General features: G+C 49.6%; 20 protein-coding genes. 13 read left to right on the top strand and 7 right to left on the bottom strand.

What is annotated here, in order from left to right; translation table 11 throughout:
* The first annotated feature begins 105 nt into the window (after positions 1–105).
* The 8 genes from GJR95_RS42705 to GJR95_RS41900 all read left to right on the top strand — a co-directional run bounded on the left by GJR95_RS42705 (position 106) and on the right by GJR95_RS41900 (position 7588).
* The gene (locus GJR95_RS42705; RefSeq protein WP_162389341.1) at positions 106–1500 is read left to right on the top strand and encodes a sensor histidine kinase; all 1395 of its coding nucleotides are present in this window, start codon (positions 106–108) and stop codon (positions 1498–1500) included.
* A gap of 100 nt (positions 1501–1600) precedes the next feature.
* Positions 1601–3262 carry an FAD-dependent oxidoreductase gene (locus GJR95_RS29860; RefSeq protein ID WP_162389340.1) on the top strand — a complete coding sequence of 554 codons (1662 nt, stop codon included), beginning with the start codon at positions 1601–1603 and terminating at the stop codon, positions 3260–3262.
* Between the two features lie 85 nt (positions 3263–3347).
* On the top strand, positions 3348–3620 hold the full coding sequence (locus tag GJR95_RS29855) for a UBP-type zinc finger domain-containing protein (protein WP_162389339.1): 273 nt from the start codon (positions 3348–3350) through the stop codon (positions 3618–3620).
* Between the two features lie 98 nt (positions 3621–3718).
* The gene (gene egtB, locus GJR95_RS29850; RefSeq protein WP_162389338.1) at positions 3719–4912 is read left to right on the top strand and encodes an ergothioneine biosynthesis protein EgtB; all 1194 of its coding nucleotides are present in this window, start codon (positions 3719–3721) and stop codon (positions 4910–4912) included.
* Positions 4876–5916 carry an L-histidine N(alpha)-methyltransferase gene (gene egtD / locus GJR95_RS29845; protein WP_162389337.1) on the top strand — a complete coding sequence of 347 codons (1041 nt, stop codon included), beginning with the start codon at positions 4876–4878 and terminating at the stop codon, positions 5914–5916. The genes egtB and egtD overlap by 37 nt, the downstream gene beginning before the upstream one ends.
* 183 nt (positions 5917–6099) lie before the next feature.
* Positions 6100–6720, top strand: coding sequence for an RNA polymerase sigma factor (locus GJR95_RS29840; protein WP_162389336.1), 621 nt, complete (start codon positions 6100–6102; stop codon positions 6718–6720).
* 81 nt (positions 6721–6801) lie between these two features.
* On the top strand, positions 6802–7131 hold the full coding sequence (locus GJR95_RS29835) for a hypothetical protein (protein ID WP_162389335.1): 330 nt from the start codon (positions 6802–6804) through the stop codon (positions 7129–7131).
* Positions 7132–7153: 22 nt separating this feature from the next.
* The gene (locus GJR95_RS41900) at positions 7154–7588 is read left to right on the top strand and encodes a hypothetical protein (RefSeq protein ID WP_198424754.1); all 435 of its coding nucleotides are present in this window, start codon (positions 7154–7156) and stop codon (positions 7586–7588) included.
* Positions 7589–7655: 67 nt separating this feature from the next.
* Here the strand turns inward: GJR95_RS41900 and GJR95_RS29825 are convergent, their stop codons facing one another.
* From GJR95_RS29825 to GJR95_RS29810, 4 genes are all read right to left on the bottom strand, one after another.
* Positions 7656–9188, bottom strand: coding sequence for a SusD/RagB family nutrient-binding outer membrane lipoprotein (locus tag GJR95_RS29825; protein ID WP_162389334.1), 1533 nt, complete (start codon positions 9186–9188; stop codon positions 7656–7658).
* Between the two features lie 90 nt (positions 9189–9278).
* Positions 9279–12503, bottom strand: a complete 3225-nt coding sequence (locus GJR95_RS29820) for a SusC/RagA family TonB-linked outer membrane protein (RefSeq protein ID WP_162389333.1) — start codon at positions 12501–12503, stop codon at positions 9279–9281.
* A 243-nt stretch (positions 12504–12746) separates the two neighbouring features.
* Positions 12747–14753, bottom strand: a complete 2007-nt coding sequence (locus GJR95_RS29815; RefSeq protein ID WP_162389332.1) for a c-type cytochrome — start codon at positions 14751–14753, stop codon at positions 12747–12749.
* A gap of 75 nt (positions 14754–14828) precedes the next feature.
* On the bottom strand, positions 14829–16730 hold the full coding sequence (locus GJR95_RS29810) for a family 16 glycoside hydrolase (protein ID WP_162389331.1): 1902 nt from the start codon (positions 16728–16730) through the stop codon (positions 14829–14831).
* A gap of 119 nt (positions 16731–16849) precedes the next feature.
* Here GJR95_RS29810 and GJR95_RS29805 point away from each other — a divergent pair, with 119 nt between their 5' ends.
* Positions 16850–17656, top strand: a complete 807-nt coding sequence (locus tag GJR95_RS29805; RefSeq protein WP_162389330.1) for a 3-keto-disaccharide hydrolase — start codon at positions 16850–16852, stop codon at positions 17654–17656.
* A 140-nt stretch (positions 17657–17796) separates the two neighbouring features.
* Here the strand turns inward: GJR95_RS29805 and GJR95_RS29800 are convergent, their stop codons facing one another.
* The 3 genes from GJR95_RS29800 to GJR95_RS42895 all read right to left on the bottom strand — a co-directional run bounded on the left by GJR95_RS29800 (position 17797) and on the right by GJR95_RS42895 (position 19632).
* Entirely contained in the window at positions 17797–18234 is a 438-nt protein-coding gene (locus tag GJR95_RS29800; protein WP_162389329.1) for an SRPBCC family protein, read from the bottom strand.
* A 179-nt stretch (positions 18235–18413) separates the two neighbouring features.
* On the bottom strand, positions 18414–19181 hold the full coding sequence (locus GJR95_RS29795; protein ID WP_162389328.1) for a carboxypeptidase-like regulatory domain-containing protein: 768 nt from the start codon (positions 19179–19181) through the stop codon (positions 18414–18416).
* A 166-nt stretch (positions 19182–19347) separates the two neighbouring features.
* The gene (locus tag GJR95_RS42895; RefSeq protein WP_394370008.1) at positions 19348–19632 is read right to left on the bottom strand and encodes a DUF6970 domain-containing protein; all 285 of its coding nucleotides are present in this window, start codon (positions 19630–19632) and stop codon (positions 19348–19350) included.
* Between the two features lie 327 nt (positions 19633–19959).
* On the opposite strand from GJR95_RS42895, the gene GJR95_RS29785 reads away from it, so the two are divergent.
* From GJR95_RS29785 to GJR95_RS29770, 4 genes are all read left to right on the top strand, one after another.
* Entirely contained in the window at positions 19960–20685 is a 726-nt protein-coding gene (locus tag GJR95_RS29785; RefSeq protein ID WP_162389326.1) for a carbon-nitrogen hydrolase family protein, read from the top strand.
* Between the two features lie 168 nt (positions 20686–20853).
* On the top strand, positions 20854–21360 hold the full coding sequence (locus tag GJR95_RS29780; RefSeq protein ID WP_162389325.1) for a histidine phosphatase family protein: 507 nt from the start codon (positions 20854–20856) through the stop codon (positions 21358–21360).
* A gap of 194 nt (positions 21361–21554) precedes the next feature.
* A complete protein-coding gene (locus tag GJR95_RS29775) occupies positions 21555–22055 on the top strand; it encodes an FAD-binding oxidoreductase (protein ID WP_232540899.1) in 501 nt (166 codons plus the stop codon).
* Between the two features lie 83 nt (positions 22056–22138).
* A complete protein-coding gene (locus GJR95_RS29770) occupies positions 22139–25435 on the top strand; it encodes a M4 family metallopeptidase (RefSeq protein ID WP_162389324.1) in 3297 nt (1098 codons plus the stop codon).
* Positions 25436–25482: the final 47 nt, after the last annotated feature.

Below are 25482 nucleotides of genomic sequence, written 5' to 3'. Positions count from 1 at the left end.
TGCATAACCGTCTTTCTGTAACTAATAGGACGGATAATTAGTTACCCGTCTGTCAATCAAATACAGGGATCAAATCGAATTTTTTCCACCCAGTCTTACTTCCTCATGACCCTTTTAGAGAACCTTAAAAAATTTCCGGAGTTCACAACTGTTCCGGATGAACAACTTCAATGGCTGATCGACCGGGCCGAAGAAGTTATGTACGAACAGGAGACAATACTCTATAAACCTGGCGAACCCGCCGATCACCTGATGCTGTTGCTGGAGGGGCGCGTTCGTATCGATAATGGCTCCAGTGGTGTCGGTGATGAATTGTATATGTACGATCCGCACTCCATTTTGGGCGTACTACCGTTCTCGCGGATGAAAAGCTTTCCCAGCCGATTTGTGACCCATACGGCGGTAAGAATGCTTCGGCTTCACCGCGATCACCTGCTTGGAATGATACAGACCTGTTACGAATTGACGGCCTCGCTGGTTCAGCAAATGACCAGCCGCGTTCGTTATTTTACGAAGCAGGCTCAGCAGAATGATAAACTGGCGTCGCTGGGACGACTGTCGGCGGGGTTGGCTCACGAGCTAAATAATCCTGTGGCAGCGGTGGTGCGTTCGGTTGATACGCTGAGTACGCATTTGCGGGCTACACCCGAAGCATTCAAAACCGTGATGAGCCTTAACCTGACCGACGATCAGGTTGATTGCGTGAAAACGGTATTCTTTAAAAAGATGGATCAGAAGTCGGCGGGCGAAACGCGCCAGTTGAGCTTACTCGAACGAACGAGTCTGGAAGATGAATTGACCGACTGGCTGGATGATCATGGCATCGATGACAGTATGGACCTGGCCGGGCCACTGGTGGAGTTTAGCTTTACGGTCGATGATCTGGACTGGCTTCTGGACAAAGTTGATGATACGAATCTGGCGGGTGTGACCAACTGGATTGTCAATAATTTGGTGACTGAAAAGCTGGTTTCTGATATTAGCGAAGCATCAAAACGAATTTCGACACTGATCGGCTCCATCAAAAATTATACACACATGGACCGGGGCGGTGGCAAAGAACAAGTTATGCTTGCCGATGGCATTCGTAGTACCATTACGCTATTGAACCATAAAATCAAGAGCAAGCATATTGAGCTGAATCTTTCCATTCCTGACAATCTGCCCGCCGTTTGCGGGTGGCCGGGTGAGCTGAATCAAGTCTGGACAAACCTGATCGATAACGCGATCGACGCTTTGCCTGATGGCGGTAAAATCGATATTGTCAGTCTGCCGGACCGGGAATTTGTGCTAACCCGAATCATCGACAATGGCACTGGCATTCCGGATGATATTCGGGACAAAATATTCGATCCGTTTTTTACGACCAAAGAAATAGGTAAAGGTACTGGTTTGGGCCTCGATATTGTAAACGGAATCGTTGAACACCATAACGGTTCAATTAAAGTGCATTCAGAACCGGGCCACACCGAATTTAGCGTCTGTTTGCCAACTCAGTGAGCCGATAGTCGCCTGAGCAAAAGAGCGAAGTTTATGGTTCTTTTGCTCAGGCGGCTATTATCCACTCAATTACTCAATCGCTCTTTTATTCTTTATAACTATGCGCCTTCCTATTATTTTCTCCATTGATGATGATCCACAGGTATTGCAGGCGATTCAATATGACCTTCGCAAGCAGTATCGGAAACAATATCGAATTCTTTGCACCAGTTCGGCCCGTGAAGCGCTCGAATCACTCACTGAGCTGAAGAAAAAGGGCGAAGAAGTGGCCTTGTTTCTGTCTGATCAGCGAATGCCCGATATGACCGGTGTTGAATTCCTGTCGCAGGCTCGTAAAGTATTCCCAAATGCAAAACGAGCCCTGCTGACGGCCTACTCGGACATTGATGCGGCTGTACGGGCCATTAACGAAGTTCAACTAGACTATTATATTGCCAAGCCCTGGGACCCACCCGAAGAAAAATTGTATCCCGTACTCGACGATCTGCTTGGCGACTGGCTGTCGGACTATCGGCCAACGTTCCAGGGGCTGAAACTGGTAGGCTACCAATTCTCTCCCCGGTCCCATGAATTGAAGGACTTTATGGCGGGTAATTTATTCCCGTACCAATGGCTCGATATTGAAGGTGATCCACTGGCTCAGGAACTGCTCGATCTGCATAACATCGATCGAAGCGATCTGCCCGTCATTGCCTTTGAAGATGGTTCTGTATTGACCCAACCCACCATCGGTGATCTGGGCGAAAAACTGGGACTGAAACCCAAAGCCTCCGAAAGTCTTTACGATCTGGCCATTATTGGTGCAGGCCCGGCCGGGTTGGCCGCTGCGGTTTATGGTGGTTCTGAAGGGCTAAAAACGATTCTGGTTGATAAACGGGGACCCGGTGGACAGGCCGGTACGAGTTCGCGGATCGAAAACTACCTTGGCTTCCCGAACGGTCTGAGTGGTGCCGACTTAACACGTCGGGCTATCACCCAGGCGCAACGGTTTGGCGTTGAGTTCCTGGCCCCACAGGAGGTTATTTCCATTAAATCGCAGGGGTTGTACAAACACATTAAAATGGCCGATGGCAGCGAGGTGATAACGCGGGCTATTGTGCTGAGTACGGGTGTGTCGTACCACAAACTGGCGAACGAAAGCCTGGATAAGTTTACGAGTGCCGGTGTGTATTATGGAGCTGCCACGACCGAAGCATATGCCTTTAAAGGCAAACCGGTCTATATTGTTGGGGGAGGTAATTCGGCCGGGCAGGGCGCAATGTACCTGTCACGAACGGCTTCGGAGGTGTTCATTTGTGTGCGTCGTCCCGACCTCACCGAAACCATGTCGCAATACCTGATCGATCAGATTGACAAGACGCCAAATATTACCGTTTTGGGCTGTACCGAGATCGTTGAGGGGTTAGGTAACGAACAGTTAGAATGCCTGGTCCTCGAAAATATGAACTCGAAAGAGCGCCAAACGGTACCGGCTGCCGGACTCTTCATTTTTATCGGAACGAAGCCATTGACCGATTGGATCGAAATGGACATCATCAAAGATCCCAAAGGGTTTATCGCTACGGGCCGGGACCTCGCTAAATACGCTGATTTCAAGAAAGTCTGGAAGCACGATCGGGAACCCTATTTGCTCGAAACATGCAGCGCCGGTATTTTCGCGGCTGGCGATGTTCGGGCTGGTGCCATGAACCGGGTCGCATCGGCGGTGGGCGAAGGCGCTATGGCGGTCAGCTTTGTTCATAAATACCTGGCCGAAAACTAAATAAGATAGGCTGTATGACGAATGATAGTCAGGCGTAGGTAAGCTCTCTATAGCATACGTCATACAGCCTACCCCTCTCAAACCTATGAACCAACAATCGATTTGCGAACACCTTTCCGCCCTGACGGAAATTCGCACTGCCCAGGAGCATGTCTGCGAGGAGTGTATTAAAACAGGTAGTATGTGGGTGCATCTGCGTACCTGTCAGACCTGTGGCAAAACGCACTGCTGCGATTCATCGCCCAATAAACATGCTACCAAACACTTCCACCGAAGTGGCCACCCTGTCGTTGCTTCGGCCGAACCCGGCGAACAATGGTTGTGGTGCTTTGTTGATGAACAGATTGTGGGCTACTAAACAAGATGTATGCTATTCGGTTTACGCTTTACGGTGCTGTCGCGTCAGTACGCTGGAGCCAGACGGCCGGGTGCAGTAAACCGAATACATAAACCTGAATGATTGCTGAACAAACGCTTACTGAGCACTATATCCGTGTTCGGGCGCACTCCGAAGCTATTTGCCTGGGGCTTGAAACGGAAGATTACGTTGTCCAGCCTATTGCAGATGTCAGCCCACCCAAATGGCATCTGGGGCATACGACCTGGTTTTGGGAAACCTTTGTGCTGGTTCCCAACGCACCAAACTATCGTATTTTCCACGAAGACTTTAGCTACGTTTTCAATAGTTATTACGAAACGATCGGCAAACGCGTTCTGCGGACAGATCGGGGTAATCTGAGCCGTCCTACCGTTGCGGGCGTGTATGCCTATCGCGCTTATGTAGACGAGCACATGAGCCATTTTCTGAATACCTCAGACTTGTCGCCCGATCTCTACGCGCTCATCCAGCTTGGTCTGAATCATGAGCAACAGCACCAGGAACTGCTCATTACCGATATCAAGTACATACTGGGTCATAATCCATTGTTTCCGGCTATTGACATGCCCCTGACTAACCCCTCCGGTCACAAAAGGCTCAATGCCAGGGAAGAGCGAACGATAACCATACCCGAAGGAATTTATAGCATTGGCCATCAGAATAGCGGCCCGGACGCCGGATCGTTCTATTTCGATAATGAACTGGCCCGACATAAGGTTTATCTGAACAAAACAACTATAACCAACGGTTTAACAACCAATGGCGAATACCTGGCTTTTATGGAAGCGGGTGGCTACCAGAATTTCAGATACTGGCTTTCTGATGGTTGGGCGTGGGTTAAGAACAATGGAGTTCAGGCTCCATTGTACTGGCATAAAATCGATGGTGAGTGGTGGAACTATTCCTTCGCTGGTCTGGCGCCTGTTGATCTGAATGAGCCCGTCTGCCATGTCAGCCAATATGAAGCCGATGCCTATGCCCGTTGGACAGGCCAGCGTTTGCCAACGGAATTTGAATGGGAAGCAGCAGCAGCTCAATTGAGTTGGGGCGCTCGCTGGGAGTGGACCAACTCGGCTTACTTGCCTTATCCCGGCTTCACAACCGCCGAGGGGGCTGTAGGTGAATACAATGGTAAGTTTATGAGCGGACAGATCGTTCTGCGTGGCGCTTCGGTGGCTACACCAGAAGGGCATTCGCGGTCAACTTACCGCAATTTTTTTCAACCTGACAAACGATGGCAGTTCACGGGAATACGACTGATAGTAGAATAAATGGAATAAAGGCATGGCGTGAAGAACCTGAAGCATTGGAGGTTGAACTGGCTTCCGGCTCGACGGCACTAGCTGAGGAAGTACGAACAGGCCTGGTAAAAACGCCGAAGCGATTGTCATCACGCTTTTTTTACGATGCTGAAGGAAGCCGGATTTTTCAGGAAATCATGCATACCCCGGAATACTATCTGACCCGGTCGGAATATGAAATTCTGGAAACCCATAAAACGGAGTTGCTTCAGCTGTTCGTCGCTGATCAACGCCCTTTCGACCTGGTTGAGCTTGGTGCTGGCGATGGGCTAAAAACGAAGATCCTGCTGGGTTTTTTTTCGGAACAACAGGTCGATTTCGCCTATGCTCCGGTCGATATTTCGTCCGATGCGCTCGATGGGCTGGTTGCTGATATACAACGACAGTGGCCTGATTTACGGCTTAAACCCCGCCACGACGATTACTTCAACTCCCTCCATCAACTTTCTGCCGAGTCGGATGCCCGGCGTATTGTTCTATTCTTAGGGTCGAACATTGGTAACTTTACACCTGAGGAAGCGCTTGATTTTTATCGCCAGCTTCACGACCAGCTCCTGCCTGGCGACCTTGTGTTGACGGGCTTCGATCTGCAAAAGCATCCGGCGGTGATTCATGCCGCTTATAACGACCGTCAGGGCCTGACGCGGGCGTTTAACCTGAACCTGCTTCGGCGGATCAACCGCGAACTCGATGCGAATTTCGACCTGTCATCCTTCGATCATTATGAAGTCTACAATCCCGAAACCGGCGAAGCGCGTTCGTATTTGGTGAGCCAGAAATCGCAGACGGTTACTATTAGAGCCTTGGAGATGACTGTGCCGTTTCAATACGGCGAAATTATTCATACCGAGATTTCCCGCAAATTCACCCGTTCCCAGATTGAGCAGTTGGCAACGAAAACCGGATTTTCGGTTAGTGGCTGGTTTACAGATTGTAAGGGGTACTTTGCCGACGTAGTTTTTGTTAGAAATTAGCCCTGACAAATGAAGTGGCATCTGGCTCTCCTGCCTGATTTATACGATCCTGTAAATCAACCGCTCCTCTTTTCTCTTCTCCTTTCATCCCTTTTCTTCAAAATTCGGCACTTGTCGTAAAATATTTTCCTTCTGATTCCGACTACCTTGTGGTAAGGCCGCTGGTAATCGGGCCATCAGAACGTGAATACTACTCTTATTAATACACCATCGTCAACCGTTAAGGCAACTGAGCGTAATACGCCACAGCAACTTGGTGAAACGGTCCGTAAGGAGCGAGGACGGTTGCTGGCGTTTATTCGACGTCGATTGCCCGACCCCGACGAGGCCGAGGATGTGTTACAGGACGTGTTCGTCGAACTGACAGAAGCTTATCAGTTAGCAAAGCCCATTGAACGGGTTGCATCGTGGCTATTTTCGGTAGCCCGTAACAAAATCAGCGACTGGTATCGTAAAAGTCAACCAAATGGTATGCGCACTGTTTCGCTCGATACGTCGAACTATACTGATGATGACGAAGATGCACCGGTACTTGGCGAGTGGCTGGCGGTGGCTGATGATTCGGGGCCGGAAAGCGAATTTTTTCGCGAAACGCTGATGGATGCGCTGACCGAAGCCCTGGCCGAACTTCCGGCTGACCAGCGCGAGGTGTTTGTTCAGCACGAACTGGAAGGGCGAAGCTTCAAGGATATGGCCAGTGAATGGGATGTTTCTGTGAATACGCTACTGTCGCGAAAGCGATATGCCGTACTGCACCTTCGGGAACGGCTACGGGATTTGTACGACGATTTCTTCAATGAGTGAACGCAGGTCAGAGCTTAAACAGAAAATCGCGGCTGCTTTAGTCACTCAATCACTAATTCGCTAATTTAACCCTTGGAAACCATGATAATCTTAAAAGTAATTGGCTTTGCCCTGCTTGGTATCGGATTGTTTTTGTTGGCAACCTATGTAGTCATGCGGCTTTGGAACTGGCTGGTTCCGTCGTTGTTTAACGGCCCCCGGCTTCGGTTTGTACAGGCGTTGGGTTTATTTGTCCTGGCCCGATTGCTGTTTGGATTCGGTGGCGGATTCGGGCATCATGGCCATTATGGCTATGGTCGACCTTACTGGCATCATGGGTGGCGTCAGCATAATGAACGATTGGACAATGGGCGTCATTCGGAGCATCGGTTAAAGCCGAACACTCCGACCCCAGTGCCTGATCAGGAGTAAGAGATTTTTAGATTAATAAGAAATGAGACGATTCTGGTTTCGTCGGGGGCTACGTTTCCTCGGCTTCGCAATAGTTTTTGTCGGACTGGCTGGTCTGGTCGTCATGACGCTCTGGAATGCTTTATTGCCAGAGATTCTGGGCGTATCGGCTATTACGTTTGGGCAGGCATTGGGCCTGCTGGTACTCAGCCGTATTCTTTTTGGAGGGTTTAGAGGTGGTCCCCGTGGATACGACTGGCGCGGTGAAAACGGCTGGGAGCAGGGCGGATTTGGCCGTGGTCGCCGTGAATGGAAGCAGAAAATGGCCGAACGCTGGAAGCAGATGACGCCCGAACAGCGCGACCAGATGAAGCAGCAATGGCGCGACCGTTGCCGTAGCTGGGGGAGGGGCCGTTGGGGTTCGCCACCGTTTGAAGAGCCCCCTCATCAGGACGAACCCAAATCCTCTGCCAGCTGACCGTGGCGTGTAAAAACAGCAAAGACCGGCCATCATGGTCGGTCTTCGCTGTTTTTACACGCTAAATTTACTGCTTATCCCACCAAACGCGGGTGTCGAGGTTGTCGGGGCCCTGGCGTGCTATCGCTTCGTTTACTTTGGCCTGATTGACCGAAATTTCTGAATCAGGGTAGCTTAGCCGGTTAATGAAATTACCTTTTATTTCTTTACCCGGATAGGGGTTCGGCTTCAGGGCTGGGAAACCACTCCGGCGGAAATTCGCAAACGCTTCGGGACCGTTCAGGAACGAGGCAACCCAGTATTGTGTGTTGATAAGCTCCAGTCCACGAGCTGCCACGTAAGGATTCTTCTGTAAATAAGCGGCAATGTTCGCATCTGACACCAGGGATGTCGCATCATAGTCGCCGAGTTGCTTCATGTGAGCCGTTACACCTGCATTATAAAAATCGGCGGCACTGCCTGTTGTCCAGCCGCGTTGGACGGCTTCAGCCAGGAGCAATTGGGTCTGGGCATAGGTTACCAGAAAGCAGGGGGCAGTAAAAGCCCCCATTCGGGTACGGTCCAGTTGTGAGTAGTCATAGAAACTAGCCAGACCATCGGCAATGGCTTTGGCTGGAATTGTCCCGTTATCGTAGCCGAGAGGCATGCCAATCTGCACCACCGGATCACGGTTGGCTTTGGCGGCTGTTTGTTCCGGCCCGCTTTTAGCACCCACGTAGCGAACAGCAATGGAGGCCAATCGAGGATCGGACGTTGATTTCAGGTAATCGACAAAAGCACCCGTCAGGTAATAGTTCGCAGCTTCGGTTGAGTTGAGCGTACCACCCACCGAATTCTGGTAGTTGGCATTATTACGAACGGCGCAATTGTCGGCATTTGACTGCATTAACCCGCCAGCTACGGCTTTCTGTACGGTTGACTGTGCCAGCGTCGGGTTAACTTTCGATAAGCGCATTCCAACCCGGAGCAGCACCGAATTGCCAAATTTTTTCCATTTGGCAATGTCGCCACCATACATAATCTCTCCCGCTTCCGTAGGTTTGGTTGCATCCAGTGCGGCTGTAGCTTCCGTGAGCTCTTTGATGAGATCGTTATAGATACTTTCCTGCGTGTCGTATTTGGGCGTAACGTTTGCACTTAGATAGCCTAGCCCAGCTTCGGTATAGGGAATATCGCCATAGGTATCGGTCAGCACCATAGACGCAAAGGCTTTCCAGATGCGAGTCATATTATACAGATTGCTTCGAGTAGCATCCGTTTTGGTTTTGGCTAATACATCGACCAGATAGCGGATGTTATCCCGGAAATACCGTTGCCAGAGCTGTGCGTTTGCACCGGCTGAACCCCGGTTATCGATGTTGAAATTTCCTCCGGACAGGATACCGGAGTTCGGTGAAAACATCTGCTGTACGATCGGCTCCTCGAAGATGAGCATGCCCCCCGGATAGGAAGTGTTTATGATCGCGTTGTTGAACGTAAAGACCGGATTCAGCGCCGTAGCGGCAGTCGGGTTGGTATTGAGCTGGTCGAACCCGTTCTCGCAACTACTTAGGCCAACCAGAAAGGCGACAAGTGGTATATAGATAAGTGTCTTTTTCATTGGTAAAGAGTTTTTGGGTTTGGCTTTCAGAGCGCTTTTACGCTATAGTTTTCGTGTGCACTTGTAAACGATGAAAGCCATGAACCTCATTTAAAATCTAACATTCAGGTTGAAACCAATACTGCGGGTGATGGGCAATCCAGTCGACTCCAGACCGATCAGGTTATCAGAGCTGAAACCGAATTGTTCAGGGTCGATATTGGGCACCCATTTTTTCAGGACTGCTACGTTGTTGGCCACGGCACTCAATCGAATCCCTTTGATAAACAACGTTTTGGGTAGGAATTTGGTGAAGTCATAGCCAATGCTGATCTGACGAAGTTTCCATAAGCCAGCATCGTAAAGAACCTGTTCGCCAAGACTTTTCGAGCGCCCAACTGAATAGTAATCCTGTACAAATGCCCGAACTGCATTGACCTCCCCTTTATCATTCACACCAACACCGACCATTTTGTTGTCGGCTTCACCCCGGCCAATCAGGGTTTCTTTTTGCAAACCATGCCGGAACGCATTCAGGTTGGTGCCCGAAATCATCTTACCGCCCAGTTTGAAGTCGATCAGGAACGATAGGTTTAGACCTTTATAGTTAAAGGTGTTTGTAATGCCACCGACGTATTTGGGGAGTGCTGAACCAAGCGAAATAGGAGCCGGTGTACGGTTCGGTATGCCATCGCTGCCGTGGACAATCCGTCCCTGTGCATCTCTTGCATAGCCGTAGGTGAATAATTGACCCAATTCCTGACCAACTACCTGCCGAAGTTCACCGACATAAATTCCGGTGCCGACTACAATCTGATCGGCTTGCTTATCCTTGTTATAATCCTTTTCGGGTGTGCCGTCGTCGTCGGTCAGAAGTTTGAGCAGTTTCGTCTTATTATACGAACCATTCAACGTTACATCCCAGGAGAAATCCTTCGTCCTGACGGGGGAGAGGTTCAATAATACTTCAACGCCCCGGTTTCTGCTCTGTCCACTGTTGATCAACGCGCTGGTATAACCTGATGCATCGGAGGTCTGTGCCGCAACGATCTGATCGCTAGTGATTTTGTTGTAGAAAGCCAGATCTAAACCTACGCGGTTGTTAAACATCTTTAACTCCAATCCAACTTCGGCCTCAGCAACCCGACTTGGTTTGAGGGTGGCACTCGGTACAGTATTCGATGTGATATTGCCTACAGGCTGGCCTGCTCCGGCAGGATTCGGAAAGAGGTTTGCCGCAACAGCGTAGAACAGGTTGTTCGAGTAAGGCGCTACATCACCATCGCTACCGACCTCAGCGTAGGCCGCCCGAAGTTTTCCGAAGTTTAACCAGGCTGGTAAATTATTGAAGGCTTGCGAAAAGACGAAACTTCCTGTGACCGATGGATACAGAATGCTTCTATTCGCCGGGGCGAGGGTCGAGAACCAGTCATTCCGGATCGTTCCGTTCAGGAACAACACGTCCTTAAATGAGAATTCGGCCGCTGCATATAAGGAGTTTACTTTCCGTTCGCTAAGGCCATACAGCGGATCTTTCACACGACCGTTCTGTGGTACATACAAGCCCCGAACAATGAAATCCGTGGCCATAACGCTATTCAGGTCGCTCCGGCGATAGAGCTGATTGCCGCCCACCGTCAGGTCAATACCCAGTACGCCAAACTTACGGTTGGCACCAATCAGGAAGTCGGTGTTTAATTCGCGGAATCGGCGGGCTTCCTGCACGTAACGTCCGTTCACAAAACCTGCGGGTGCCGCTGCGAGGGAAGCCTGACCCGTTGGGAAGTTATAGTCCTGATCGCGCGACCAGTAATCCTGCCCGACGCGGCCTTGTAGATAGAGCCAGTCCGTAAAATTATAGCGAGCTGAAATATTACCAAACAGACGATCCCGGCGAATATTCTCAAACTTATAGTTCATGACGAAGTACGGATTCGTCCGGTTCATAAACCGCGAGTATACAAACTCGTTGCCAGTTGTTGGATTGATCTGGTTTGCTTCCAGCACATCGAGCGGCATCGAGTTGGCCAGCGTGTAAATGACCGTTGGTGTACTATTGTCCTGCTGGGCAATCTGAGGTGGGTTTTTATTGTACTCGTTCGAGTAATTGATCGAGCCGGTTACGCTCAGCTTGGGCGAAAGATTATAGCTGAAGCCCAGATTGATCGTTTTCCGATTGAACGAGTTGTTTGGGGTAATTCCTTTGTTGTCCAGATTCGAAAGCGACAGGTTCAAACCGCCCCGATCACTACCGGTTGAAATTGAAATCGAATTTGTCCAGGTCGATCCATCCCGATAAAACGTATTGATCCGGTTACGGACGGGCTGGTAGGGTACGGTTACACCACCGAAAAGTACCTGTGTCTGACCGTTAAACTTCTCGCCGAAACTCCATACGCCAGATGTCGGGTTGGGTGCCGTTGGCCGAACGCCGTATTCACCCTGGCCGTATTCGTACTGGTAGTCGGTGTAGTCCAGCGGATGATCAGTCGTGAAGTTCGAGTTGTAGGTTACTCCAATGCCCTGGCCAATTCCTTTGGTTTTGGTGGTAATCAGAATGGCACCGTCTTTGGCGCGTGAGCCATAGAGAGCGGCAGCTGTGCCCCCTTTCAGAACCGTCATGCCTTCGATGTCATCGGGGTTAATAGACGACAGACCGTCACCGCCATCGGAGTAGTTATCGCCGTTTCGGCTGGCAATGGAGTTGTCGCTACCGGTGTTACCGTTGTTCTGACCAAAGTTGGTGTTATCGATCGGGACGCCATTCACCACGATAAGCGGGCTATTCTGACCCGAAAACGACGATTGACCCCTAATCCGGATTTTACTCGTACCGGCTGCGCCCGTACCAAGGCTGGAAATGTTCACCCCGGCAATTTTGCCCTGTAGAGCATTCATGAAGTTAACCGTACGGTTGGTAGTAACCTGCTCGGGCGTCACAATAGCAGTCGCGTAGCCTAATCGTTTCGCTTCTTTCTTGATACCCAGCGCCGTAACGACTACTTCGTTCAGGTTCTGTTCACCTTCCTGAAGCGTTACGTTCACCTGCGATTGATTACCGACGGCTATTTCCCGACCCGTAAAACCAATGGCGCTGATAACCAGTGTAGCATTGGGCGGGGTATTCAATGAGAAGTTTCCATTGGCATCGGTTGTTGTACCTGTCTGTGTATTTTTGATAAGGATGTTCACGCCCGGAATGGCCTGCTGGTCTTTACTCGATACGACGCGACCCGTAACCCGGCGGTCCTGCGCGTGGGCTACGTTGATGAGTAGAAAAACGGCACACAGCAATATGCTAAGTTGACCGCCTTTGATTAGTAGATAGTGTTTCATCAGAGGATAAGAATTGGTTTTATAATCATGTATTCAAATAGAACAAAGTAATCTTGTCTGGTTTCTATTTTCTTAAAAGGCCTATATAAACCCCATCTACTATGTATTTTGAGTATTTGTTACTAAAGAATCGATGAATTATGCTCGTTTTTACTACGCCTAAATGAAAAAAGCCTGACCAATCGATCAGGCTTTTTTGCTAAGTATGTACTCTTTATTTTATGTCAACTTTACTGTTATAGTCTATGGCTTTGGTTCACCAGTAGCTTCGCTCTTCGCCGATGCACCCAGCGAATTAATCCAGGCTGCAATTTTCAGCGCATCCGCTTTTGGAACCTGTGGCATGGGGGGCATCTCAGTTGCGTAATCTGGCCAGTTTTTTGGCTTTGGGCTATAGATCAAATCCACAATCTGGTCGTTCGTGTATTTGCGTTTGGCAACATCCGAAAAAGCAGGCCCTACCTGACGTTTATTCGCCTGATGACAGGCAGCGCACGTATGGCGGGTTAACAATCCTTTCACTTCTTCGTAAGTTGGTGCTTTGGCCATCGTAACTGCTTGCCCTTCGACCAGTTTAGGCTTGCCGCCCGTAACAGGCTTTTTGGCCGGAACCACCTTTTTATCCGCAGTTGGGGGCGTTGCCGGTGTGGTTACGGGAGCAGTTGCTGAGTTTTTCGTACTTACTTCGCTAAGAGCCAGCTTCTGACCATCGGGAATATTATTCAGTGTGTAGTAGGCAATCGGATGGACGAGTGAGTAGGAACCCTCTTCTCCCCGGACGCCATCGAGCGTTAGCTGGTGAATGTAGTATTTGCGCAGATCACCAACAATCAGCCGGGCTTTGAGGCCATCGGCCGATACTTTTACGCCTTTGATCGGAAGAGCCTCCTTGTTGATTGTCGGGCTACCATAGACGGAATGGTATTTGTAAATAAAACTTTCAACCCGATACGACGCCAGATCTTCGGCCGATTTTCGGTCGACAGGTTTGGTGAATTCTACTTCAAAGCCGTCGGGCATGGCCTTTACTGTCCGCATCTCAAAGGGCATCGTGCCGTTCCAGGCCAGTCGTTGCAGCCCTTCATTGGCTTCGCCAGCCGATCCCCAGCCACGGTTGGTTTCGCCCACAAACAGAGAACCGTCTTTACCCCAGGCCATCCGCAAAACCCCCGACCGGAATCCATTCCGGAATTCAATGGCTCCGCCCTGGTATTCGCCGTTCACTTTCTCCATGAATACCCGCGAAATTTTGCTCATGCCCTGATCGCCGACCAGCAACTGGCCTTCGAATGGTCCAAATGCTCCCTGTGGAATTTCCACAATTTCGGAGTTCGAAATGCCAAGAATACCATGGGGCAACCAAACAGCGGGCGTCTGAATGTCAGCACTTGGAAATTGCTCTTTCATACTATAGAGCAAAGCTGGTGTTTCGTTGACCACGTTTTCGGGTTTAATAGCCCGGCCATTCTCGTCTCTACGCCGACGTTCGTCAATTTTGGCGTAAAACTGTTCGGGAGTGAGTTTAACCGGCGAATTGGCCATGCCGGTCCAGCGTAAACCCGCCGGGTGACCGACAAACGCTCCTTTTTTGACGTGGACAATACCGCCCGATCCCATCCAGTCACCCTGGTTATCGGCATAAAACAGCTGACCATCGTAAATACCTAATCCGCAGGGGGAACGCATTCCTGTGGCCCAGGGCTGCATGTTGCCGCTTTCGGTAATGTTCATGGTCCAGCCCCGCCAGGGAACACGGCTTTCACCCCGCCACCATTCTTCATCGCCAAAGGCAACATTGGCGGTGACAAAAAATGTCCCATCGGGTGCAATTTTTGGGCCGAAGCTGTATTCGTGGTAATGACCCGACAGCGGCCAGGCATAAACAGTTTCGAAGACATCGGCTTTCCCGTCTTTATTGGTATCGACCATTTTGGTCAATTCACCGCGCTGGGCGCAATAAAGGGCGCCGTCTTTATAGGTAAGACCCAGAATCTCGTGGAGACCCGAGGCAAACTTGCGGAAGAACGGCTTACGACTCGTTGGGTTTTCCACAATCCAGACATCGCCCCGGCGCGTGGCTACACCTAAGCTACCGTCGGGTAGAGTCGTCAGGCCGCCCACTTCGAGCAGCGTACCTTCGGGAGCCGTTACTTTCAGAATCTTAAAAAAATCTTCCTCTTTAGGCGATTCCTGCGCCTGAACCGCTGTCAGGCTGGCCATAGCGAAGAGGGTTGTCAATAGCTTTTTCATAATCTGGGGATAGGCATGGGCTGATTGATCGCGCTGAATAAATCACACTAAACCATACCGAATGCCATAAACCGGTTAAAACAAGATCGAATAGGTCAATTTCCCTTTCACAGGCACAAGTAATTCTTTCTGGCCGTTAGATTCCCGAACAATCGGTTTTGCTCCGCCAGCATCGTCGATACGCAGGTATTCCTGTCCATCAATGAGATACATGCCGTTTTCCAGGGGACTAATAACACTACCGCTGGCCAGCCGGGCGTAGAGATTGTCGGCAGGAGTGGCTATTGTTACTTCGCGCTTTATTCCCTGTCCGGCTTCCAGCACCCGAATCTTATCGTCAACCATACTGCCATAGCTCTGATAGCGGAATGTAGGCCGATCGCTCCCATCGAGTACATAGCCTTTCGGGCGGTAGCCAGAACCGGTTGTATCGGTTACCCAGTTGGCCTGTGGCGATGCGAGTTTGGTCAGGAAAAGTACCGGTGCGCCCATGCGTTGTACCATACCGAGCGGCCGCGAAGAACCATCGCCCCGGTCGTGCCACATAGGAGTCGCATCCAGAAACAGGCCACGCCATACCTGTACCACGGCACCTTTGTCCAGATCATAGGTGTAGTGGACCTGTTCAGGGCTGCCTACCGAAATGCCATGCGTAACGCGAATGGTTTTCCCCTGCGTATTTTTATCGCCGGGAAGATCCATAAAGCTACGGAGTATGGTATTTGTAGAGGCTTCGATCAGGATCGGGTCCGTATCGTCGCTATTTCCCCCGACGGAATCACTGATCAGGAATTCGCGAATACCCGGTCCGGCAACACTTAGCCCCAGTGAAGGTTGAAACCAGCCGACAAATTTGGAATAAAAGAGTTCAAAAGGCAGATCGCCTTTGGGCAATGTAATTTTGCCTCTGTTGCCCCTGCCATCAGGTGCCACGACCGACTGGTTGTTGATCTTAAGCATGCCTCCACCGCCTGGAACGCCCAGGTTAAAACGGTATTCCCCCGGTTCCGCAATCCTGATCGTACCCGTATAGCGAATCAGAAAGTCATTTGGAATACGGCTTACCGATGAAGTCAGCACTTTTGAGGCACCTTCAGATTCGGGAGCCGTTTTGTCGTATTCCGGCTCTTTTTCGTACTTTCCTTTGTAGATTGAATACTTCAGATTCAGCAATTCGGGACGCGGTTTGTCGTACGATATGTACCGAATATTGCGAAAGGCTACGGGACCATGATCGCCCTGAAGCATGATTGGACCGAGTGGTTTCTCATCCTCGAAACCAGCCGCACGGGTTGGACCAGTCAACTCAACATCTTCGTGAATGACAACACCGTTCAATTCCACCCGGATCATCCGGGCATTTTCGGTCTTCTGTCCGTTTGCGTTGAAGCGCGGAGCCTGAAATGAGATTTTCAGGTGTTGCCATAAACCGGGAGCCCGGCTGGCATTCTGGCGGGCCGGATGGCCTTCGTAACCATTCTGCCCTTCAGGACGTTTGGGGTCCCAGCGTTCATAGATCGAACCATTGTCGACAACGCGCGGGCTGTGGAGGTCCCAGCCGCTGTTATCCCAGCTATCGAACAACTGCACTTCATAACGACCCTGAAGATAGACGCCTGAGTTCGATTTCGAGGCAATCATATAATCCAGTTCCAGATCAATATCCCCGTGTTCCATGGTTGTGAACAGGTTATATTTATAGGGATTTTTGGGGTCTTCGGGCGCTTTGGCGAGTGGAACGTTGGCTAGCTCACCCGTTCCTTTCTCCGTGATGATGGTATTCGGTTTGTTCAGTTCAGCGCGGGTAGTACCAACAATTTGCCAGTTTTGCGTGGCCGGTTTAAACGCGCTCAGATCATTGAGTAGAATAGGTGTACCAGGCGTTGGAACAGGTTGAGCCAGGGTTAATCCTGTTCCGACGATCCAGCCGATGCCCAACAGCCAGCGGAAGCGTGCTGTAGTAGTTGGTTTTGACATGTATGTTCGTAATTTTTGGCTCGAAATTTACCATTTTTTCCCTACAAAAGGATGTGATTCGGCAATTGCTCTATCTTTGAGGGTTTTATTGGCGAATTCATTAATCCCTTTACATTTCCATGAAAAATGCTCCGTTATCGCTCGCTTTTTGCGTTGGTATCGTTGGTTTAGCGCTTACCTATTCGGCTTCGGCTCAGACTGAACCCAGCAAACAAACGCCCCAGTCTACCGAAATTTGGGAGCCTGTACCACCCGTTGTCACCCCCGGTACTGTCTCTGCAAATACGAGTGGCACAACGCCCCCTTCTGACGCCATTGTACTGTTTGATGGTAAGAATACCGACGAATGGGTAGCCATTAAAGGCTATGCGCCAGCCAGTTGGGAAAAAACCAACGAAGGCCCACTAAAATGGCCAGTGCAGGATGGTATAATGTATTCAACGAAAGGCTTTTCGGCTCGTTCCAAGAAGGAGTTTAACGATTTTCAACTTCACCTTGAATTCAAAACACCCGAAAAGGTAGAGGGAAACAGCCAGGGTCGTGGCAACAGTGGTGTCTTTTTACAAGGCCGTTATGAATTACAGGTTCTCGACAACTACAACAACCCAACGTATGTGAATGGGATGGTTGGCTCGATCTACAAACAGGCGATCCCCTTGGCAAACCCAAGCCGTAAGCCAGGTGAGTGGCAGACCTATGACGTTATTTATCAGGCACCTCGCTTCAATAAAGCCGGTCTGATGGTCGATTTCGCCTACGTAACGGTGTTGCTGAATGGAATTCTGGTGCAAAACCACGTAGCTATTCGTGGCACGACCGAGTACATTGGTTATCCGAAAGTGCAGGCCCACGGCGCTGGTCCGATTCTGCTTCAGGATCATGGCAACCCAGTTGGATTCCGTAATATCTGGGTGCGCGAGTTGTAACGGATCGACTCACTACGGCTCCCTATCCTTCCTGATTGGCAGCCATTATTTTTTAGGTTAACTACCAACGTGCAAACAGGCTCATCACTGGCTCTGTTTGCACGTTGGTTTTTTGAGGCTACCTGGCCGATAAAAGTTTTTCAGGGCTGTTTTTCTACGACTTCTTTTAGGCCCTCCAGTATTTTATCCCAACCTTTTTCTGATCGTTTAAAGCGATCTTCAGCTCCCTTGCCTTCGCCTACATCATCTGTAATCGACAGAATTGTTTCGCCATTTTCGTAGGTCAATTCATCGGTCACCGTCGAGAAGCTGGAGGAGTCGATGTCATCATCGTCGTTCGTTAATGTGTACTTTAAAAGTCGTTCTGGCTCAATCTTCAGGATTTGTCCCTTGAACTCCACTTTTTTGATGAGGAACATTCTTCCTGTAAAAAGGATCGTGCTACCTACCTCCCAATCGGAGAAAACTTCGCAGTTGAAAAAATATTGTTTCGTTTTCTCTGGATTGGTCAGCGCATCCCAGACCACAGCAGGAGCCGCTTTAATTCTCACGTTCTTCCTGACCACAAATTCGCTCATTTTAGTTATTCGGCTAATGTGCGTATAACGAACCGACAGTTTATCGGTTGCCTGTCACTAGCTTAACTAAAAAGAACGTATACCGTTTTATGAACATACCCTTTGTGACTCCGAAAAGCCTATACTCAGCGTGTTAGTGCAATCGAGATCGGAAGCAATTTTTCTGTGATTTTCCGGACTCAGTGAAATAATTTGCGTTTAAATTTCTGCCAGCGGGAAGGTGTTTTTATAATCGCCATTCCACCCCCTGTGATATTGATTCTCTGTTGTGGTTCGCGCAATATAATATCATTCAGGACAATGGAAGTGGTCGATGGAGTTGCCTGGAAGGTTGTTTTTTCGGGAGGATGGTATGGTGCCAATGTTGAGAGGGTAAATTCTGTGGCTTGCATCGGAATCGAAACCGATAGGGTAAATGCGCCGGTACTATCCGTTTGGGTTTGCCAGTTCTTTCCCGGTCGCCCAACAAATACGTAAGCTTTAGCGGCTGGCAATAGATTTCCACTTGAATCCATGCACATTACTTTTCCGGTAACAGTCAGCTCGGTAAAGGAGCCACCAATAGCGGCCCGAATAGGAATCGCCGTTATCGGGTAGCTGGTCTTCACTGTGGTTGTCGGGGCCAGATTACTGGTTTGATTCAATTGAGCCCGAGCCGTTTGCCAGCCGAATAACCCCATAGTTAGTAGGCCGATCCAATGCCGCCAGATAGGGACACTAACCGGCGCTGATAGGGCCAATGGGCGGTTAAGCTGTTCATTACGGAAACGCCCGCAGGTTGTTTCGGTCGGCTGACTAAGCAATCGGACTAATTCCTGATCGGAGAGGGCCGTGTAGTCGACTACTGTTTTCTGACAACTGGCGCAAAACCGCCCCTGTTCGGTCGGCTCCATTTCGCTCCAGCGTTCGTGGCACGGCTGCGGAATCTGAATCGTAAGGCTTCGCATACGTAGGGCAGTTGGGATTTAGTCTAACGCTAACTGATGATGTCTTTAGTTGAAAGTACGCAACGTTACATAAAACACTGGCTAATATACACAGGACTTTTGCGAAAGTCATGATACAAATAACCATACTTAAGTACTATTTGTGGCATGTTCCCAACCTGATCAGTTATTTTCTGGTGTCTTCCCAGATTAACCGTTCATTGGACCGGGAGGTGAAAAAGTCAGTGCACTTTCCATCTCCCGAACCCGTAAAACCGCCCTGGGGCAAACAAAGCACATTGCCGTTTTCGTCAAACAGAGTGCTGGGTATGTCGCAGCATCTCGATGAGAGGTAATAGACGGTTTTCCCTTTGAAGGAATAACAATATATTTTGGCTCGTGGAGTCCACGGTGGTTGGCTTTTTGTTTGAATAATCAACTTCTCAATAGAGGGCGGTATTCCCTTAGGCATTTCGTTGTTTATGAACCCCAGGCTGATTAAACCAAAGAAAGCGAGAATTTGAAGCTGAATTTTCATGGTGAAAACAGGTCGTATTTTAGTGGCAACTCCCTGTTAATGACAGGATTCCTGTTGTGCCGAAAGGGTTGGAATAGTTTGTTATTGGTCTTACTCTAGTAGAACTGCTCGATTATTTTTGACTTAGTTATTCCCGATTTTAACTGATTATCGGTTTGCTGAACTTTCTTTACAGGATGGGCTAAAACATCTTGGCCAATAGGTATTTCATTTCACGAGACGATTCGTCATCCCTTCTCCAACAGTTGATTTTATAGGATAATGCCGACAAAAGTGGCTGTTTGCCAGGTACCGGATATCCGCCAAGATGTGCAGACATCACTAAACTGGATCGAGTCTTTTACCCAACAGGCAGAAGAGAATGCCGCTTGCTTAGTCTGTTTTCCAGAATGCTTTCTGCAAGGCTACTTAACCCAGCAAGCGTTAGCTAAAAAATATGCTCTTAACTTAAACTCGCCCTTTTTTAAGGCTATCCTTAATCGTTTAGCTACCTATCGACCTGCGATTGTAGTTGGCTTAATTGAAGAAGAAGAGAACAGAATCTTTAATACAGCCGTGGTCATCAGGCAGGGTAAATTGCTGGGGAAATATCGAAAAATACACTTATTGCCCGGTGAGCAGGTATTTACGGCCGGTCATGAGTATCCTGTTTTTGACATTGACGAACTCCGGTTTGGCATCACGATTTGTTATGACACCCAATTTACCCAGCCAGCGGCTAAACTCGCCGGGCAAGGCGCTAAGCTTATCCTTTGCCCGGCCAATAATATGATGCGGTATCAAACGGCCGAAACCTATAAACACATCCATCACCAAGTACGAATGGAACGGGTAAAGGAAAACCAAGTCTGGCTAATGTCTGCCGACGTAACGGGAGAGTATGAAGGGCGAATTGGCTATGGGCCTACTTCGGCTATCAACCCGGCTGGAGTAGTAGTAGCTCAAGTTCCCCTCCTGCAAACAGGTATTGTGTTTGCCGAGCTATAAATCAGGATACGCTGAATAGCCTTTCATCGCTAATGGGTTAGCGTTGTGCGATAGCCCAAACCCGAAACGGTCTCGGGCCTCAGAACGCAGTAAGGTTCAGAGATAGCGCCTGGCACATACCTATCGCCTGCTTTTTTGTATCATTGTGATTATAACCCCATGATAACCATGCGCTCAACTCTACTCTCCTTTGCTTTGTTGACCATACTGGCGAGCTGCTCGACAACTACTGTTTATATTGTTCGCCATGGCGAAAAGGTTGATGAAACGGATTCAACCGATTTGAGTCCGGCGGGTTTTGCACGAGCAGCGGCACTGGCCGACACGCTGGCAGGCCGGGGTATCGATTCCATTTTTTCGACCCCGTTTCGACGCACTCGCCAGACGGTTGAACCATTGGCAAAACGAATCGGCGTGAACGTTGTGAATTACTCACCTAAACCGATTGAGGCCATTGCAGATCGGGTCAGCCGAATTCGAAACAAAACGGTCGTGGTGGCCGGACACAGTAACACGATTCTGGAGATTGCGAAGGGATTGGGCGCCCGGCCAACGATGACCAAAATTGAGGCCGGTGATTTTGATAATCTGTTGCGAGTACGTATTCATCGTGGACCGTTCCGTAAGTCTGTTGACCTTTCACAAACAACCTACGGGCAAATTACTTCTCTATAAGCATCATTCCGATACTTTCGTAACGACTTCCTCTGATCAGCCGCCAACTTAGTGAATCATCAGACGCACAGTTGATAGCCATTATATGACGTCTCAACCTGTGTCTTGATCAAATCATACAAATGCAGTATTGATGGCACTGATATCGACGTATACCTTTGTTCATACAGTTAGCAGAAGTCAATTATTTGCTCATGCAACGATTCGTTATCCTGATAACCTGCCTGATTGGTGCGGGCGTACTTACTGCTCAGGCGCAGCCGACTAAAACTGCCACCGGGAAGGTGCCCGTAGTGCTAAAAAAAACGGTTCGGGCGGTTACACCGATTACCTACACGGGTCGTCAGATTGCGGTGGGTAGTGGCGGTGGTTTTACCGGTTTTTCAACGACGTATTACCTGCTCGATAATGGACAACTTTTTGGTCGACGCAGCCGGGATACCACGTTTACACTGATTGCTAAACAAACGGCTGCCAATACAAAGCGTGTATTTAAAACGGTGGAAAGTAACTGCAAAATCAAGACGACCCATTTTGACAATCCCGGCAATACATACAGGTTCGTTCAGTGGCAAAAAGGGAAACAGGCCTATAAGGTTACCTGGGGAATACCGGAGAAGACTGTACCTGCCAATTATCAAAAATTTTACGACTCCTTTATGACCATGATTCCGGCATCGTTACGACTGAAATAGAATCAGTTTACCGGACAGATGCACCGGAATCATGAACAATGAACCGAACCACATGAACTGAAAACAACAAACCACAAACGGTTATGAAACGACATTTACTGGTTTTATCGCTACTGACTGCTACGGTCGCAATGGCCCAGCAACCCGACGCTGGCTTTGGCCGGAAGTATAAAACTACATCATCCAAACCCGGTCTGGCCGCGCGGCTGAATGCCGTCGTCGTGCCGGCTCCTACCCATCAGGCTGGCCGTCAGCTAGTAGGTAGTGGGGCGGCTGGTGCGCGATTGACAACGCAGGCGATGCGTTTGCGTGTCGTTCGTGATTCAGTGACGGGGCTCCCCGTTTTTATCGAAAGAAAATCGACAAAACCAGCGATCGCCAGCCAATCGAAAAACGGCGGAGCACGCTTGTCGGCGGCAGCCGCTGCATCTGTGACTTACCAGTTTATGGAGCAGATCAAGGGGCTGTTAAAGCTTGAGGATCCTCAGGCTAATTTCACCGTTGCCCGTACCGAAACCGATGACCTGGGGCAGATGCACGTTCGGCTGACGCAGACGCATGCTGGGGTGCCCGTACTCGGCTCTGAACTCGTTGCTCACCTGACCGATGGTGAGGTTACTCTGCTGAACGGCCGGTATCAGTCCCTACCCGATGGGCTGTCGACAACGCCAAAGCTGGCTCTAACCGATGCGTCTGAACGAGCATTGGCCGATGTTCGAAAGACATCGAACGTGCGAGCGTTTGGTGATAATATCCTGAATATGAAGCCGACAGAAGGCGATCTGTGCGTATTTATGACCACGAATGGCGCTAAGCTGGCCTATCAACTGACGGTTCGCCCAAACATGCTTGAGCGTTGGCAGTATGTAATTGATGCCCAGACGGGCGAAGTGATCGATAAGTACGATAATACCTGTACGTTCATTGGACCTACGAAAGCATCGGGGAAAGATTTGAATGGCGTAACGCGCTCTTTCCAGACGTATCAGGATGCTAATTTGTACTACATGATTGATGCGTCGAAGCCAATGTTCAATGCCGCGACATCCAAAATGCCGGGTAATCCGGTGGGTGCCTTATGGACAATAGATGCAAAAAACACATTCGGTGACAATCAGAAAGTTTATCAGATTACATCAGGAAATAATACGGACTGGTCGCCAACGGCCGTGTCGGCTCACTATAATGCTGGAGTTGCTTACGATTATTACCGGACAACGTTTAACCGGAATGCCCTGAACGGGAATGGTGGCACCATGATTTCGGTGATAAATCTTGCCGATGAGGATGGTAAAGGACTTGATAATGCTTCCTGGAATGGCAAAGTAATGGCTTATGGTAATGGTAAGTTATTGAAACCATTGGCAGGCGGTTTAGATGTAGCTGGCCACGAAATGACGCACGGCGTTATTGAGAATACAGCTAATCTGCAATATAAAAATCAGTCGGGAGCCATCAATGAATCAATGGCTGATGTATTTGGTGCCATGATCGATCGCGATGATTGGCTAATCGGGGAGGACATTGCCACCCCGGTTATGTTGCCGTCGGGAGCCCTTAGAAATATGTCTAACCCGAATCAGGGTGGAAAGACAAAAGACCCCGAGGGTTATCAACCGGCCACTATGTCGCAATTTGACAAGACAACGGCCGATAATGGCGGGGTGCATATCAACAGTGGTATTCCTAATTTTGCCTTCTATAAATTTGCAACGGCCATTACGAAGGATAAAGCCGAAAAGGTCTATTATCGGGCATTAACGACCTACCTGGTTCGTACGTCGCAGTTCCTTGATTTGCGGTTAGCGGTTATTAAAGCGGCTGGCGATCTTTACGGAGCAACAGGGGCGGAGGTTGCAGCTGCGAAAACTGCATTCGACGCGGTGGGTATTGTGGAGAATGGCCAGACCTCGCCCGACCCCGGCAAACAGCCCGACGTGCCAATTGCTGCCGGGCAGGATTTACTGTTGCTGTCGGATGCCGCCGATGCAAATCTGTACTCGACCAATGTGGATGTCAAACCCGCGAAATTCGATCTGAAAACCTCACGAAGTCTGGTGCATCGCCCAAGCATAACCGACGATGGAAAGTTTGCTTATTATGTGACGACCGACAAACGGATTCGCTCGGTGAACCTGACCGGAACGCCAACCGAAACGGTGGTTTCCGACGAGACGATCTGGGATAACGTAGCGATCTCGAAAGATGGCACCAAACTGGCTGCCTTGACGGCGGATAAAGATGGCTCAATCTATGTGTATAGCTACGCAAAGAAAAAGTGGGCTGAGTTTAAATTGTATAACCCGACCTACTCGGAGGGTGTTGAAACCGGCGAAGTGAAATATGCCGATTCGTTCGAATGGGATTTTACGGGCGAAAACATTGTCTATGACGCCTTTAATGAGCTTCAGAACGGCATAGGTGAGACTATTGATTACTGGGATGTCGGATTCATTAACGTTTGGGACAATAAAGCGGGCGATTTTGCGGATGGAACCATTGAAAAGCTATTCTCTGACCTGGAGGATGGCGAAAGCGTAGGAAATCCGTCGTATTCCAAAAATTCCCCTGACGTCATTGCCTTCGACTACTTCAATGAGAACGATGACAGCTACTATGTGGTGGCTGCCGATCTGAGCAAAGGGGCGCTCAAACAGGTGTATGAGAATAATACGCTGGGCTTTCCCAGTTATTCGCGGCTGGATAATAAACTGGTGTTCGGTGTAGAAACAAATGGTCGGGAAGATATAGCAGGCATTAATCTGGGTGCCGATAAACTGACACCATCAGGAGGGGCAACTGTCTTGTATACGGAAGCCAAATGGCCCGTCTGGTACACACAGGCAACACGTGCATTGCCAGCAAAAACGACCCAAACCATTACGTTCGATGCGATTACTGACCGTTATTCGGATCAGGGTGATCTGACACTAAAGGCTACGTCATCGTCAAATCTATCCGTGAGTTTCCTGGTCCAGAGCGGTCCGGCCAAATTGAGCGGCACAACCTTGCAAATGACGGGCGTAGGATCAGTTACGATTCGGGCTTATCAGGATGGAAGCGCACAGTTTTACGCGGCTACCCCCGTTGATCGTACGTTTACGGTGCTGGCAGTTACGGCTCTTGAGCCAACCTGGTCGAATGCGTTATCGGTTTATCCGAACCCCGCCAATACTACCCTGACCGTCGAACTGCCTGCTTCCGAGACGATTGAAACTATATCGCTTAAAACGATCACGGGTGCAACCGTCGTGCAACCGACCATTCATGGGCGTCAGAAAACGGCCATACTTGATGTTGGACAGTTGCCGAAAGGACTCTATTTCCTACAGGTGCAGACCCCCAGCGGAACGGCGAACCGGAAGGTTATGAAGGAGTAATTTAATTGCCGGATGCAGCATTGACTGTAACAGCCGTGGCCCCTAGT

The organism is Spirosoma endbachense (assembly GCF_010233585.1).
In the GTDB taxonomy this organism is placed as follows: Bacteria; Bacteroidota; Bacteroidia; order Cytophagales; family Spirosomataceae; genus Spirosoma; species Spirosoma endbachense.
The sequence above is the reverse complement of the archived record's forward strand: the minus strand, read 5'-3'. Positions and strand labels throughout refer to the sequence as shown.

What these genes read in the sequence shown, in the direction of transcription:
- GJR95_RS42705 (WP_162389341.1), top strand. Translation starts at nt 106, where the DNA reads ATGACCCTTTTAGAGAACCTTAAAAAATTTCCGGAGTTCACAACTGTT.
- GJR95_RS29860 (WP_162389340.1), top strand. Translation starts at nt 1,601, where the DNA reads ATGCGCCTTCCTATTATTTTCTCCATTGATGATGATCCACAGGTATTG.
- GJR95_RS29855 (WP_162389339.1), top strand. Translation starts at nt 3,348, where the DNA reads ATGAACCAACAATCGATTTGCGAACACCTTTCCGCCCTGACGGAAATT.
- egtB (WP_162389338.1), top strand. Translation starts at nt 3,719, where the DNA reads ATGATTGCTGAACAAACGCTTACTGAGCACTATATCCGTGTTCGGGCG.
- egtD (WP_162389337.1), top strand. Translation starts at nt 4,876, where the DNA reads ATGGCAGTTCACGGGAATACGACTGATAGTAGAATAAATGGAATAAAG.
- GJR95_RS29835 (WP_162389335.1), top strand. Translation starts at nt 6,802, where the DNA reads ATGATAATCTTAAAAGTAATTGGCTTTGCCCTGCTTGGTATCGGATTG.
- GJR95_RS41900 (WP_198424754.1), top strand. Translation starts at nt 7,154, where the DNA reads ATGAGACGATTCTGGTTTCGTCGGGGGCTACGTTTCCTCGGCTTCGCA.
- GJR95_RS29825 (WP_162389334.1), bottom strand. Translation starts at nt 9,188, where the DNA reads ATGAAAAAGACACTTATCTATATACCACTTGTCGCCTTTCTGGTTGGC.
- GJR95_RS29820 (WP_162389333.1), bottom strand. Translation starts at nt 12,503, where the DNA reads ATGAAACACTATCTACTAATCAAAGGCGGTCAACTTAGCATATTGCTG.
- GJR95_RS29815 (WP_162389332.1), bottom strand. Translation starts at nt 14,753, where the DNA reads ATGAAAAAGCTATTGACAACCCTCTTCGCTATGGCCAGCCTGACAGCG.
- GJR95_RS29810 (WP_162389331.1), bottom strand. Translation starts at nt 16,730, where the DNA reads ATGTCAAAACCAACTACTACAGCACGCTTCCGCTGGCTGTTGGGCATC.
- GJR95_RS29805 (WP_162389330.1), top strand. Translation starts at nt 16,850, where the DNA reads ATGAAAAATGCTCCGTTATCGCTCGCTTTTTGCGTTGGTATCGTTGGT.
- GJR95_RS29800 (WP_162389329.1), bottom strand. Translation starts at nt 18,234, where the DNA reads ATGAGCGAATTTGTGGTCAGGAAGAACGTGAGAATTAAAGCGGCTCCT.
- GJR95_RS29795 (WP_162389328.1), bottom strand. Translation starts at nt 19,181, where the DNA reads ATGCGAAGCCTTACGATTCAGATTCCGCAGCCGTGCCACGAACGCTGG.
- GJR95_RS42895 (WP_394370008.1), bottom strand. Translation starts at nt 19,632, where the DNA reads ATGCCTAAGGGAATACCGCCCTCTATTGAGAAGTTGATTATTCAAACA.
- GJR95_RS29785 (WP_162389326.1), top strand. Translation starts at nt 19,960, where the DNA reads ATGCCGACAAAAGTGGCTGTTTGCCAGGTACCGGATATCCGCCAAGAT.
- GJR95_RS29780 (WP_162389325.1), top strand. Translation starts at nt 20,854, where the DNA reads ATGCGCTCAACTCTACTCTCCTTTGCTTTGTTGACCATACTGGCGAGC.
- GJR95_RS29775 (WP_232540899.1), top strand. Translation starts at nt 21,555, where the DNA reads ATGCAACGATTCGTTATCCTGATAACCTGCCTGATTGGTGCGGGCGTA.
- GJR95_RS29770 (WP_162389324.1), top strand. Translation starts at nt 22,139, where the DNA reads ATGAAACGACATTTACTGGTTTTATCGCTACTGACTGCTACGGTCGCA.